The following is a 13,201-nucleotide window of genomic DNA, read 5'->3' on the forward strand; positions in this document are numbered from 1 at the left end:
ATGACGGTGCGACACAACGCAAAAGGCAGGGCGATGACAGACACACCGGGGATCGTGATTACAGGCGCATCGGGGCGCATGGGGCAGATGCTGATCAACCATGTGCAGGCCTCTGACGCGTGCCGGTTGGTGGGTGTGCTGGAACGTCCGGGTCACGACTGGATCGGTCAGGATGCGGGCGTGGCGATGGGTGGGGCTGCCATTGGCGTCACCGTCACTGATGACCCGCTCGAGGTTTTTGCCAAAGCACAGGCTGTCATTGATTTCACCGCCCCTGCGGCCACCGTTGGTTTTGCCGCACTGGCCGCACAGGCGCGCGCGGTGCATGTGATCGGCACCACGGGGCTGTCCGACGATGACCTGACCAAGATTAACGCCGCCGCCCGCCATGCTGTTATTGTGCGGGCGGGAAATATGTCGCTTGGTGTGAATCTGCTGGTGCAACTGACCAAAAAGGTCGCCGCCGCACTGGACGAGGATTTCGACATCGAGGTGATCGAGGCGCACCACCACCACAAGGTTGATGCTCCCTCCGGCACCGCCCTGATGCTGGGTGAGGCCGCCGCACAGGGGCGCGGTGTTGATCTGAAGGATGTCTCTGACAGCGGGCGAGACGGTATCACTGGCGCACGTAAGCGTGGCGATATCGGTTTTTCCGCCATTCGCGGCGGCGATATCGTAGGCGAACACGATGTGATGTTTGCAGCCCCCGGAGAGCGTATCGTTTTGCGCCACATGGCCACCGACCGCAGCATCTTTGCCCGCGGCGCGGTGAAAGCGGCGTTGTGGGGGCAGACGCAAGCACCGGGCGAATATGACATGATGGACGTGCTGGGATTGTCGGACGGCTAGCAAAACAGGCGGTTTGCCGCGACGTGTCCAGATGAATTGAAACCGAATCGGACCATTCCGCGTATGTTTTATGAAAGCTACGAAAGGACCCGTCCGATGAAATCTGCAATTCTCGCTTTTGGCCTTGCCGCAATGACTGCTTTAGCCGCGGTTCCTGCTGCCGCACAAAGTTACCAGCCTGTCACCGACAAGGCGACGTTCCTGCAACTGATCGGGAGCAAGAACCTGACAAACCGTCTGTACGGTGTCGACCTGCGCGTGGGGGCCGATGGCACGATCACCGGTTCTGGTGCTGGCTGGGACATCACCGGCACATGGTCGTGGCAGAACGGCTATTTCTGCCGCGAGATGAACTGGGGCGGTGATCCGATCCCCTACAACTGCCAGCTTGTCGAAAGCGCGGGCAATGACATGCGCTTTACCACCGATCAGGGTGCAGGCGACTCAGCTGCCTTTACCCTGCGCTAGGCACGCGACCTAGAAATCGATCGCGATGCCTTTCTTTTCCCAGTCGCCATAGCGGACGGGTTCGGGGCCATTGCGACCACCCAATTCGGTCGGCATCTGCACGGTGTCGGCCGCTTTGCGTCTTGCCTCGGCCTCTGCCAAGGCGCGTTGGGCGGCGGGGGGCAGGTCTTGCGCGTGTTCTTCTGACATGGCGGCACTCCTTGCTGCGTTCACGCCTTTCATATAATCCCCGCCCAACCCAGAACAAGCGAGTTATCCCCGATGTCCAAAGCCGGTCTTCCGCCCCGTCGCGCCGCCCATTATCTGCTGGAACAGATCATCGGCGAAGGTCGCCTTATGTCCGAACTGTTGGGCGGCGGTGCGCTGGACCATCTGGCTGCCGATGACCGTGCGCGCGCACAGCGGCTGGCGACAGAGACGTTGCGCGGGCTGGACCGCGCGGACCGGATGCTGAAGCCCTACCTGAAAAAAGAACCGCCGCAGTTTGTGCAAAACGCCATGCGCCTCGGCACCATTGAGCTTGTGAACGGTGAGGCCGCACACGGCGTGGTCAACGCCTATGTCGAAATCGTGGGCAACAACAAACACGTGTCATCCATGCGCGGCATGACCAACGCCGTGTTGCGCCGTATTTCCGAAGAAGGCCGTAAAGGCTGGGACAAACGCAACGTGCCGCTGATCCCCGGCTGGTTGCGCCAACCGCTTGTCGCGGCGTGGGGCCGCAAAGGCGTTGAAGGGATCGAGGCGGTTCAGTTCGCATCACCCCCTCTTGATTTGACCGCAAAAGGCGACCCTGCCGCTGTGGCAGAGGCGACGGGCGGAATGTTGATGCCCAGTGGGTCGGTGCGATTGGCCGACGTGGGGCAGGTCACTGCATTGCCGGGCTTTGAGGCAGGCGATTGGTGGGTGCAAGACGCCGCCGCCGCCATGCCGGTGCAGGTGCTGGCTCCCACTAAAGGCATGCGCGTGCTGGACCTGTGTGCCGCGCCGGGTGGCAAAACGCTGCAATTGGCAGCATCGGGCGCAGAAGTGACAGCCGTGGACAACAGCGAAAGCCGCATGTTGCGCGTGCGCGAGAACCTCAAGCGCACGGGGCTCAAGGCGAAAACCATCGTGAGCGACGCGTTTGACGTGACCGAAGGCGGCTATGACGCCGTGCTGCTCGACGCGCCCTGTTCAGCCACAGGCACGATGCGCCGCCACCCTGATTTGCCATACGCCAAGGACGGGTCCGAATTTGGCGCGTTGATCGACCAGCAGGCGACGATGATCGACCATGCACTGACACTGCTGAAACCGGGCGGCACGCTTTTGTTCTGCACATGCTCTCTTTTGCCGGACGAAGGCGAAATTCAGGTCGAAGAGGCGCTTGAACGCCATCCCGATCTGACGCCCATCACCGCCAGCTATGACCGCGCGGGCATTGATCCTGCGTGGATCACCGAAGAAGGCGGCCTGCGATTGCGTCCCGATTACTGGGCTGATCAAGGCGGCATGGACGGGTTTTACATCGCGGCCCTGCGCAAGGGCTGAACGCGCCGCGAATTGATCCCTGCGACAACAGTCGTGACAGAATCACCCCTGCCTCATATATTGCTGCCAACAATAAGCGCGACGCGCAGATAAAAGGCAGCAGGCCCTTGACCAAACCGCTGACATGGCGTGCGCGACGCACGTTCTTGATGCACCGTCTTCACGCGCGCCTTGTGGCGCGTGGACGGCCTGCGACGGCCTTTGTCCTGCAACCCGAACCCCGCACCATTGGCCATTTCGCCCGTGGTCGGCAGCTTATCGCCGGTAACTTTCTGTTCTCGGGTCTGCTGGTTGAGGCAAAGGGCGCGTCGATCTGGGATATCAGCAGCGACAATGCCGTGGTGCAGGACGAGGTGCAGGGCTGCGCGTGGCTGGATGATCTTGCCGCCGTTGGTGACGCCAAGGCGCGTGCGCTGGCGCAGGGCTGGGTCAACGATTGGATCGCGCGCTATGGTGACGGACGCGGACCGGGCTGGACGCCTGATCTGGTCGGTCGCCGCCTGATCCGCTGGATCAACCACGGTTTTTTCCTGCTACGCGGACAGGAAAAAGAAGACAGCGAACGCTTTTTCCGGTGCCTTGGCCGTCAGACGATTTTTTTGTCGCGCCGCTGGAAAACCACCATGCCCGGCCTGCCACGGTTCGAGGCGCTGACGGGCATGATCTATGCGGGCTTGTCACTGGAAGGCATGGAAGACCATGTAGCGCCTGCCGTGGCGGCCCTTGCCCGGGATTGCGCGACCGAGGTCGACGGCGAGGGCGGCATTCCCACGCGCAATCCCGAAGAGCTTCTTGAGGTCTTCACCCTGCTGACATGGGCCGCGCAATCCCTGAACGAATCCGGCCAACGGCCGCCGGAAGAACTGCTGAATGCCATCGCCCGTATCGCGCCAACACTGCGTGCGCTGCGCCATTCTGACGGGAGCCTTGCACGGTTTCACGGCGGCGGACGCGGGCTTGACGGGCGGTTGGATCACGCACTTGCTACATCAGCTGTCAAAACTCGTAGTGATGATGCCTTGGCGATGGGCTTCTCGCGGCTCACGGCGGGACGGACATCGCTAATCATTGATGCAGCCCCGCCCCCGAAGGGTGAGGCATCCGCCAACGGCCACGCCAGCACGCTTGGGTTTGAGCTGACTTCGGGGCGTCGTCCGCTTGTCGTAAGTTGCGGATCGGGGCGCAGTTTTGGCGAAGACTGGCGCAGGGCAGGGCGAGCCACCGCCAGCCACTCTACACTTGCCATCGACGGGTATTCGTCTTCAAGGCTTGCAGCCCCGTCACGCCTTGCCATTGCGATGCAGGAACGGCTTGAGGACATTCCCACGTTTGTCCAATGCGAGATCAGCCCGCTCTATGATGGTCGCCGTGTGGAGCTGTCGCACAACGGTTACGCCCGCACGCACGGGCTGACCCACGCGCGTACCTTTGACATCGCCGTCGACGGGCGCGGGATGGTGGGTGAAGATTTGCTGACCACTCTCAGCCCCACCGACAACCAGCGGTTTGATGCGGCCCTTGACCGGACCAGTTTGCAAGGCATCCCCTTTGCAGTGCGGTTTCATCTGCACCCTGACGTGGACGCCACGCTGGATCTGGGCGGGGCGGCGGTATCGATGGTGCTCAAATCCGGAGAGGTCTGGATTTTCAGGCAGGACGGTAGCGCCACATTGACCGTCGAACCGTCGGTTTATCTTGAAAACGGGCGATTAAAGCCGCGCGCGACCAAACAGGTGGTTTTATCCGGACGCGCAATGGCCTATGCGACGCGCGTCCGCTGGTCACTGGCCAAGGCGCAGGACACCCCTGACGCCGTGCGTGATCTGGTCGTGAGCGACCCCGCGGACATGGAAAACGAGTAACCGGAGACTGCCATGACCGATCTTGCCCCCCTACGCCGCGCCCTACTTTCTGTATCCGACAAGACCGGATTGATTGATCTGGCCAAAGCCTTGGACGCGCGCGGGGTCGAGCTTTTGTCCACTGGCGGCTCTGCCCAAGCGATCCGCGACGCGGGCTTGCCGGTCAAGGACGTGGCCGATGTAACAGGCTTTCCCGAGATGATGGACGGGCGCGTGAAAACGCTGCATCCGGTCGTGCATGGTGGCCTTCTGGCGCGGCGCGATCTGGAAGCACATGTGGCGGCCATGAACGAGCACAGCATCGGTGCGATCGACCTGTTGGTCGTGAACCTCTACCCGTTCGAGGAAACCGTCGCCAAGGGTGCTGACTTCGACACCTGCATCGAAAACATCGACATCGGCGGCCCTGCAATGATCCGCTCTGCCGCCAAGAACCATGCATTCGTGAACGTGGTGACGGACGTTGAAGACTACGCCGCCCTGCTGGCTGAGTTGGAGGCAAACGACGGCCAGACGACCCTCGCGTTCCGCCAGAAACTGGCCCAGACTGCCTATGGCCGCACCGCCGCCTACGACACCGCCGTCAGCACGTGGATGGCCGGTGCAATTGACCTGAGCGAACCGCGCCGCCGCAGCTTTGCCGGCACCTTCGCGCAAACCCTGCGCTATGGCGAGAACAGCCACCAGTCGGCCGCGTTCTACACCGACGGCACCGGCCGTGCGGGCGTTGCCACAGCGCAGCAGCATCAGGGCAAGGAACTGTCCTACAACAACATCAACGACACCGACGCCGCGTTCGAACTGGTTGCAGAATTTGACCCCGCAGACGGCCCCACTGTCGCGATCATCAAGCACGCGAACCCCTGTGGTGTGGCACGCGGCGCGACGCTGTTGGAAGCCTATCAGAACGCCTTCAACTGCGACCGCACGTCGGCCTTTGGCGGCATCGTTGCGCTGAATATGCCGCTGGACGAAGACACCGCAAAAGCCATCGTCGAGATTTTCACTGAAGTTGTGATCGCGCCCGGTGCGTCCGATGCCGCCAAGGCCGTGTTCGCCACCAAAAAGAACCTGCGCCTGCTGACGACCGATAGCCTCCCCGATGTGACTGCCAAGCAACTCACTATGCGGCAGGTCGCGGGCGGGATGCTCGTGCAGGACAAAGACACCGGCTATGTCGGCATGGACGACCTGAAGGTTGTGACCAAGGCCAAGCCGTCTGACGCGCAAATGGCCGATCTGCTGTTCGCTTGGAAAGTCGCAAAACACGTCAAATCCAACGCCATCGTGTACGTCAAAGACGCCGCCACCGTGGGCGTTGGCGCGGGTCAAATGAGCCGTCTCGATAGTGCCCTGATCGCCGCTAAAAAGGCCGAGCGTATGGCCGATGCGATGGGCCTGCCTGAACCGCTGACCAAAGGCTCTGCCGTGGCCTCCGACGCGTTTTTCCCTTTCGCTGACGGTTTGATGGAGGCCGCAGCCGCCGGTGCCACTTGCGTCATCCAACCCGGCGGGTCCATGCGCGATGACGAGGTGATCGCCACCGCTGACGAGGCTGGCATCGCGATGGTCTTTACCGGCATGCGCCACTTCCGACACTAAGGACGAATATCAATGCGCACAGTTTTCTGGACAGGGTTTTGGGTCTTTCTCGCCGATCAGGCGACGAAGTATTACGTGGTCCACTACCTTGGCCTGATTAACGACGCGGATGGTCGTATCCGCGTTTTCCCGCCGTATCTGGAATTTCGTATGGCGTGGAACAAGGGCGTGAATTTCGGCCTTGGGGCGAACTACGACATGCGCTGGGTGCTGATTGGTGTGGCAATCGCCATTTCGGTGGGCGTGCTGGTCTGGCTCTATCGGGCTGGTGGCACGCGCAACATGCATATCGCGGCGGGCTTTCTGATTGGCGGCGCGCTGGGCAACGTGGTGGACAGATTGCTTTACGGTGCCGTGGCCGATTTCCTGAATATGTCGTGCTGTGGCATCAACAATCCTTTTGCCTTCAATATCGCTGATGTGGCGATTTTTGTGGGGGCCATCGGGCTTGCGTTTTTGTCCGACGACAACACGCCAAAGGCGAAAAAGCCGCGCCGGAACAAGACCACGTGACGCGACGCGATGCTTGGGTTAAACAGGCCCCAAGATCAAAGGAACGACACATGCGCGCGACACTTCTTTCCGGCCTTGCCGCACTTGCCCTGACGGCCTGCACGGCGGGTGACCGTTCCCTTCACGATCTGCGTGCAAATTCCGAAGGGCCGGATGAATTCTCTGTCGTCCCCGTCGCACCACTTGTCCTGCCAACCAACCTGAATGCCCTGCCAGAGCCCACACCGGGCGGGAGTAACATCACTGATCCCAATCCTACTGGTGACGCGATTGTAGCATTGGGCGGCAATCCTGCGCGGGCCTTCGCCGGTGGTATCCCGTCCAGCGACAGCGCCCTTGTGGCAGCCGCAGGTCGCAACGGTGTGAACCCCGCGATCCGCGCCGAACTTGCCGCGCAGGATGCAGGCATCCGCCGCTCCGCGCAGGTGCTGAACTGGTTCAATTTCCTTGGCACGGACCGGTATTTCAGCACCTATCGCAATCAGGCGCTGGATGCTTACGGCGAACTGACCCGCTTCCGTAATCTGGGCGTCGCCACGCCAAGCGCCCCGCCGCTTGACTGATTCCGCCTTCCGGCCGGCTGTTGCGGCTGACGTGCCAGCCATTGCCGCGATGTGGCACACAGGCTGGGCCGACGGCCATGCCGCCATCGTGCCGGATGATCTGATCGCCTTGCGCACATACGACAGCTTTGAAACCCGCACGCGCGCGCATTTGGATGACGCAATCGTCAACGATGATGTGACAGCGATGGCGATGATCTGTGACGATCAGCTTTACCAGTTTTATGTCAGCGCATCCGCACGTGGCACCGGGCTTGCCAAGGCCTTGATGCAGGAGGCGGAGCGACGCATGCGGAACGCAGGTGTCACAACGGCATGGTTGGCCTGCTCTGTCGGGAACGACCGCGCTGCACGGTTTTACGAAAAGGCAGGCTGGATCCACACCGCGACCGAGGACTTGCAGGTCGAAACCCTTGGCGCGCCGTACACCTTGCAAGTCTGGCGCTATGAGAAAGCGCTTACTTCCGCGTCCGCTTGACCTTGCGCGCGGTTTTCGCCGCTTTCTTTTTGGCCGATCCCGCCTTGCGCCGCACAGGTTTTCCGCGCCCCTTTGAAGGCCCCCGTGCCATCGCCTTGTCATTGAGCGTGAGCAGGTCGGCGATCAAGCCGCCCGTGACAGGTGCGGCCTCAGCCAGCTTCACGGTTGCCTTCTGGCCCAGCCCGATCACGGTGCCAGTATCCGACCCCATCAGCGTCTGCGTGTCGAAATCGTAGTGGAAATACTCGTTCCCCAGATTGCGCATCGGAATAAGCGCATCCGCCCCAGTTTCATCCAGCTTCACAAACACACCAAACTTCGCGATCCCGCTGATTTTTCCCGTCAGCTCCGCGCCAATCCGCTCTTGCAGGAAGGACGCCAGATAGCGGTCGGTTGTATCCCGCTCGGCCAGCATGGACCGGCGTTCGGTGTCGGAAATCACCTGTGCCGTGTCCGGCAGACGCTCAATATCCTCTGGCGACAGACCGTCGTTGCCCCAGCCGTGCGCACTGATCAACGCACGGTGCACGATCAGGTCTGCATACCGCCTGATTGGTGATGTGAAATGCGCGTAGGCCTGCAACGCCAAACCGAAGTGACCAAAGTTTTCGGGGTTGTAATAGGCCTGCGTCATTGATCGCAGGGTCGAGATATTCACAAGCTCCGCGTGGTCGGTTTCTTTTGCCTGCGCCAGCAGACGGTTGAGATGCGCAGTTTTCAGGACCTGACCTTTGGCAAGATTGAGCCCCGCCGACTGCGCGACCTCGCGCAAGGCGTCCAGCTTGTCGGCATTGGGTTCTTCGTGGACGCGGAACAGAAGCGGCGATTTTTTGGCGATCAACACCTCGGCGGCGGCGACATTGGCCAGCACCATGAATTCTTCGATCAGACGGTGCGCGTCGAGGCGGTCTTTGAAGTTCACGCCGGTGACATTGCCGCGCTCATCCAGTTCGATCTTGCGTTCTGGCAGGTCAAGTTCCAGCGGTTCACGCCGCGCGCGGGCTTTGCGCAGCGCGGCGTAGGCGGCGTAAAGCGGACGGATCACCTCGTCCATCAGGGGCGCGGTGCGGTCGGTCTCCTCCCCGTCCATCGCCGCCTGCACCTCTTCATAGTGCAGTGACGCGGCAGAGCGCATGAGCGCGCGGTGGAAGGTCTGGCCCAGCTTGTTGCCGTCTTTGTCGATGGTCATGGCGACGGCGATGCAGGCGCGGTCCACATTTTCGTGCAGTGAACACAGATCACCCGACAGCGTATCGGGCAGCATCGGGACCACGCGGTCTGGGAAATAAGTGGAATTGCCGCGCATCCGCGCCTCGCGATCCAGCGCAGAGCCGGGCGTCACGTAATGCGCCACATCGGCAATCGCGACCCAGATGATAAAGCCGCCCGCGTTCTTGGGGTCGTCATCGGATTGCACAAAACAAGCGTCATCGTGGTCGCGCGCATCGTGCGGGTCGATGGTGACTAGCGGCATATCACGCAGGTCGGTGCGTTTGCCCAGTGGCGCGGGCTTGGCGGCATCCGCCTCGGCCACGACCTTATCGGGGAAACTGTCGGGGATGTTGTGCTGATGGATCGCAATCAGCGATACCGCGCGCGGCCCGCTTGGATCGCCCAGCACGTCCGTAATCCGCGCCTTCGGCAGGCCCATCCGGCCCTTCGGGCCTGTTTGTTCTGCCTCGACCAACTCGCCATCTTTGGCGCTTTGCGTGGCCCCTGCGGGGACCACCCACTCGCGGTCGGAGCCTTTATCGATGGGCACGATGCGGCCGCCTTCGGCGCCTTGCCGGAAGATGCCTAGCAGCTTTTGCGGGTTGGTGCCGATCCTGCGGATCAGGCGGGCGGTGTGGCTGTGATCTTCGCCCACGATAGCGGTCAGGCGGCCCAGTATCCGCTCGCCCGCCCCAAGGGCCGGGTCGGTCTCGCGCAGGGTGAGCAGGATGCGTGGCTCCGCGCCATCGCCGCTCCATTCCAACGGTTTGGCGTAGATGTCGCCGTCAGCATCGGGACCGGTGACTTCGAGCACGCTGACGGGAGGCAGGACATTCGCATCGCGGTAGCTGCTGCGCCGTTTGGCCAGTTTACCCTCTGCCTCAAGCTCTTTCAGGATACGCTTGAGGTCGATCCGCTGCGCGCCTTTAATCCCGAACGCCTTGGCGATGTCGCGCTTGGCGGCTTTGGTCGGGTTGTCTGAGATCCATTGCAGGATGTCGGCTTTGCTGGGCAGTTGGGTCATGGTGCGGTCCTGCGTGAAAGACGCATGGGGGCCAGCCCCCATACCCCCGAAGTAGTTTGATCCAAAAGAAGATCAGGGCATTAGGTGTCGAAATAGTCCGTGAGGATGCGGGTGTAGATGGATTTGAGCTGATGGATTTGCGCGATTTCGACGCGTTCGTCGACTTGGTGCATGGTCTTGCCGACAAGGCCAAATTCCACCACGGGGCAATGGTTTTTGACAAAGCGCGCGTCCGATGTGCCGCCTGTCGTGGACAAGGTTGGCGTGACGCCTGTTTCCGCCTCTACCGCTGCGCTGACCAAATCTGACAGGGGGCCGGGGGGCGTGATGAAACTTTCGCCCGACACCTTGATTTGTGTCTCAACGCGCACGCCAGTGACTTTGCACACCTCATTCGCCTCGTGTTGCAGCCAAGCCGTCAGACCCTCGCCGCTGTGCTGGTCGTTAAAGCGGATATTGATGGTGGCCTTGCACTGGGCGGGGATCACATTTGTTGCGGGATTGCCGGTGTCGATGGTGACGATGGCAAGGGTTGAGGGGTCAAAGTGATCGGTGCCTTCGTCCAGCGGGGTGCTGGCGAGCTTATCCAGCATTTTCGTTGCTGCGTGCAGTGGATTATTGGCACGGTGCGGGTATGCGCTGTGGCCCTGCACGCCGGTGAATGTGAAGTAGGCGGTGAGCGATCCGCGCCGTCCGACCTTCATCATCTCGCCCAAGGTGTCGGGGCAGGTGGGTTCGCCCACAAGACAAACCGAGAGCTGTTCGCCTTGCGTTTTCATCCAGTCAAGCAGGGCGGTCGTGCCGTCCAGCGCGTCGCCTTCTTCGTCGCCCGTAATCGCCAGCACAACAGCGCCATCAGGCGGCGTGTCGCGGACAAAGTCGATGGCGGCGGCGGCGAAAGCGGCCACGCCCGATTTCATGTCCGTCGCACCTCGCCCATAGAGCCAGCCGTCCTTGATCTCGGCCCCGAACGGATCAACCGACCACGCAGACAAATCGCCAACTGGCACCACATCTGTATGACCGTTAAAGCCGAACGTCCGGTTGGCCCCTTTGCGGCCCCAGCGGGCGTAAAGGTTTGCGATACCGCCACGATCGACACGCGTGCAGTCAAAGCCGCCGTCTGTCAGCAGCTTTTCCAGCAGCACGATTGCACCGCCTTCGTCTGGCGTAACAGAGGGACAGCGGACCAAGTCGGCAGTCAGGGCTGCGGGATCAGTCGGCATCGGCTTTGTCCCCTTCAAAGAACGGGGTCATCTGAGCGATGATCACCGAATTTTCATCCAGCGCGCGCTGCATCAGGGCGCGTTCCTCGTCTGGAATCTCGTGCCCTTCGGCAAGACGTTCATCCAGCGTGCCGTAGCCTGACACATCAAGCGGGGCCAGATCGGCCTGCTTGAGGATCGCGACAGTTTCGCGCACGGCCTCAGCCTCGTCCACGCCGCTTGAATAACACATCAGCGCGGCACCTGTCGCCCCGTCCGGCAGGCCGTCATCTGCGGTGCGGCCAACCTCGACCAGCAACGTAAAGACCTGTTGGCGCGATTTTTTTTTGGGCTTTTGGGTCATTGCAATGGCCTTAAGATGCGAAAAACCTGCCGCAGACGTTGCGACAGGTCATTCTGTAATCGCTTTGGCGGGCAAGTGCGACCCTAGCTTTTGATCCGACGGTAGACCGCGATCAGCGCCGCGGCACCTGCAGCACCCACGATCAGTTGCGGCAACCAGCTGCGTTCGGCATAGATGCCAAACCAGCCCAGAAGCATGTTCAGAACAGCCGCACCGATGATGCCCAAGCCGATGTTCAGGATCAGGCCGGTGTCAGCCTTCATGATCATAGATGCGATCCATCCGGCCAAGCCGCCGACGATGATGCTTGCGATAAGTCCGATACCCATTCTGTCGTCCCCTTGTGGTATTGCGACAAAACAACGCAGTTCAGCGCGATTGGTTCCCGTCAAGATCCTGCCAGCGTGACCGCACGGCCCACATGGACGAGATGATAAGCACGATTTGCATCGGTACGAAGAACACGCCGAACAGGATGGCAAAGGTGATCCCGTCGCCGGGTTGAGCGGCATAGATGGCCCACATCACCGGATCAAACAGCAACGCCAGAACGGCAATTATTGCGACCCAGTCCAGCAGAACAGGTCCCCACGCGGCCAGAAAGCCGGGCCGCTCACCCTTGGCGATGCGGCCCTTGGCCAACTGACGGCTAATGATCATCAGTCGCGCAGCAGGTCGTTAATCGCTGTCTTGGACCGCGTGCGCTCGTCCACGCGCTTCACGATCACGGCGCAGTAAAGCGATGTGTTGTTCTTGGACGGCATGGAGCCTGCTACGACCACCGAATAGGGCGGCACTTCGCCGTACATGACTTCACCGGTTTCGCGATCCACGATCTTGGTGGACTGGCCGATAAAGACGCCCATGCCAAGGACCGACCCTTCGCGCACGATGCAGCCTTCGACCACTTCGGAGCGTGCGCCGATAAAGCAGTTGTCCTCGATGATCGTGGGGCCAGCCTGCATCGGTTCCAGAACGCCGCCAATGCCCACACCGCCAGACAGGTGCACGTCTTTGCCGATCTGAGCGCAGGATCCGACCGTAGCCCAGCCATCAACCATTGACCCTTCACCGACATAGGCGCCGATATTCACAAACGACGGCATCAGCACCACACCGGGCGCGATGTAGGCCGAGCGGCGCACGATTGATCCGGGCACGGCACGGAAACCGGCGGCTTTCCATTCGTTGTCGCCCCAGCCTTCCCACTTGGACGGAACCTTGTCCCACCAGTGACCACCGCCGTTGGAGCCTTCGATCATCGCCATGTCATTGAGGCGGAACGACAGCAGAACGGCCTTCTTGGCCCACTGGTTGACGTGCCAGCTTCCGTCGTCCTGCTTTTCAGCAACACGCAGCTTGCCGCTGTCGAGCGCGTTCAGCGTGTCTTCGATTGCTTCGCGGGTTTCGCCTGTCGTGGCGGGCGAGATGCCGTCGCGGGCGTCCCATGCGGCTTCAATGGCGGTTTCAAGTGCGGCGTTTGACATGGGACTACTCCGGTTGGCGTTTCAGCGGCGTTCTAGCG

General features: G+C 61.4%; 15 protein-coding genes. 8 read left to right on the forward strand and 7 right to left on the reverse strand.

All coding sequences use genetic code 11. The features are described from left to right. Positions 1 to 33: 33 nt before the first annotated feature. Entirely contained in the window at positions 34 to 852 is an 819-nt protein-coding gene (dapB, locus tag V8J84_RS14865) for a 4-hydroxy-tetrahydrodipicolinate reductase (protein ID WP_339932565.1), read from the forward strand. Positions 853 to 948: 96 nt separating this feature from the next. Continuing rightward, complete coding sequence (locus tag V8J84_RS14870) at positions 949 to 1,320, forward strand: dihydrodipicolinate reductase (RefSeq protein WP_339932567.1); 372 nt, start codon at positions 949 to 951, stop codon at positions 1,318 to 1,320. A 9-nt stretch (positions 1,321 to 1,329) separates the two neighbouring features. On the opposite strand, the gene V8J84_RS14875 is transcribed toward V8J84_RS14870, so the two are convergent. Beyond that, positions 1,330 to 1,509 (reverse strand): DUF1674 domain-containing protein, encoded by a 180-nt coding sequence (locus V8J84_RS14875; RefSeq protein ID WP_339932569.1) that lies wholly within the window; start codon positions 1,507 to 1,509, stop codon positions 1,330 to 1,332. A gap of 72 nt (positions 1,510 to 1,581) precedes the next feature. Here V8J84_RS14875 and V8J84_RS14880 point away from each other — a divergent pair, with 72 nt between their 5' ends. The 6 genes from V8J84_RS14880 to V8J84_RS14905 all read left to right on the forward strand — a co-directional run bounded on the left by V8J84_RS14880 (position 1,582) and on the right by V8J84_RS14905 (position 7,871). Continuing rightward, complete coding sequence (locus V8J84_RS14880; RefSeq protein ID WP_339932571.1) at positions 1,582 to 2,853, forward strand: RsmB/NOP family class I SAM-dependent RNA methyltransferase; 1,272 nt, start codon at positions 1,582 to 1,584, stop codon at positions 2,851 to 2,853. A gap of 149 nt (positions 2,854 to 3,002) precedes the next feature. Next, entirely contained in the window at positions 3,003 to 4,715 is a 1,713-nt protein-coding gene (locus V8J84_RS14885; protein WP_339933146.1) for a heparinase II/III family protein, read from the forward strand. A 12-nt stretch (positions 4,716 to 4,727) separates the two neighbouring features. Continuing rightward, positions 4,728 to 6,317, forward strand: a complete 1,590-nt coding sequence (gene purH / locus V8J84_RS14890) for a bifunctional phosphoribosylaminoimidazolecarboxamide formyltransferase/IMP cyclohydrolase (protein ID WP_339932573.1) — start codon at positions 4,728 to 4,730, stop codon at positions 6,315 to 6,317. A 12-nt stretch (positions 6,318 to 6,329) separates the two neighbouring features. Beyond that, positions 6,330 to 6,830, forward strand: a complete 501-nt coding sequence (lspA, locus tag V8J84_RS14895) for a signal peptidase II (protein WP_339932575.1) — start codon at positions 6,330 to 6,332, stop codon at positions 6,828 to 6,830. Positions 6,831 to 6,880: 50 nt separating this feature from the next. Continuing rightward, positions 6,881 to 7,393, forward strand: a complete 513-nt coding sequence (locus V8J84_RS14900) for a DUF3035 domain-containing protein (RefSeq protein ID WP_339932577.1) — start codon at positions 6,881 to 6,883, stop codon at positions 7,391 to 7,393. Further along, positions 7,386 to 7,871, forward strand: a complete 486-nt coding sequence (locus V8J84_RS14905) for a GNAT family N-acetyltransferase (protein WP_339932579.1) — start codon at positions 7,386 to 7,388, stop codon at positions 7,869 to 7,871. Before V8J84_RS14900 ends, V8J84_RS14905 begins: the two co-directional genes overlap by 8 nt. Here the strand turns inward: V8J84_RS14905 and rnr are convergent. The 6 genes from rnr to dapD all read right to left on the reverse strand — a co-directional run bounded on the left by rnr (position 7,852) and on the right by dapD (position 13,163). Continuing rightward, positions 7,852 to 10,107: a ribonuclease R gene (rnr, locus tag V8J84_RS14910; RefSeq protein WP_339932581.1), complete on the reverse strand. Its 2,256-nt coding sequence runs from the start codon at positions 10,105 to 10,107 to the stop codon at positions 7,852 to 7,854. The two genes, V8J84_RS14905 and rnr, sit on opposite strands and share 20 nt — an antisense overlap. 80 nt (positions 10,108 to 10,187) lie before the next feature. After that, positions 10,188 to 11,333, reverse strand: a complete 1,146-nt coding sequence (dapE, locus tag V8J84_RS14915; protein WP_339932583.1) for a succinyl-diaminopimelate desuccinylase — start codon at positions 11,331 to 11,333, stop codon at positions 10,188 to 10,190. Beyond that, positions 11,323 to 11,676, reverse strand: coding sequence for a hypothetical protein (locus V8J84_RS14920; protein ID WP_339932585.1), 354 nt, complete (start codon positions 11,674 to 11,676; stop codon positions 11,323 to 11,325). Before V8J84_RS14920 ends, dapE begins: the two co-directional genes overlap by 11 nt. An 83-nt stretch (positions 11,677 to 11,759) precedes the next feature. Next, positions 11,760 to 12,005 carry a GlsB/YeaQ/YmgE family stress response membrane protein gene (locus V8J84_RS14925; protein WP_339932587.1) on the reverse strand — a complete coding sequence of 82 codons (246 nt, stop codon included), beginning with the start codon at positions 12,003 to 12,005 and terminating at the stop codon, positions 11,760 to 11,762. 40 nt (positions 12,006 to 12,045) lie between these two features. Further along, positions 12,046 to 12,336, reverse strand: coding sequence for a hypothetical protein (locus tag V8J84_RS14930; protein WP_339932589.1), 291 nt, complete (start codon positions 12,334 to 12,336; stop codon positions 12,046 to 12,048). Beyond that, entirely contained in the window at positions 12,336 to 13,163 is an 828-nt protein-coding gene (gene dapD, locus V8J84_RS14935; protein WP_339932591.1) for a 2,3,4,5-tetrahydropyridine-2,6-dicarboxylate N-succinyltransferase, read from the reverse strand. The genes V8J84_RS14930 and dapD overlap by 1 nt, the downstream gene beginning before the upstream one ends. Positions 13,164 to 13,201: the final 38 nt, after the last annotated feature.

The organism is Yoonia sp. 208BN28-4, assembly GCF_037543925.1.
Lineage (GTDB): Bacteria > Pseudomonadota > Alphaproteobacteria > Rhodobacterales > Rhodobacteraceae > Yoonia.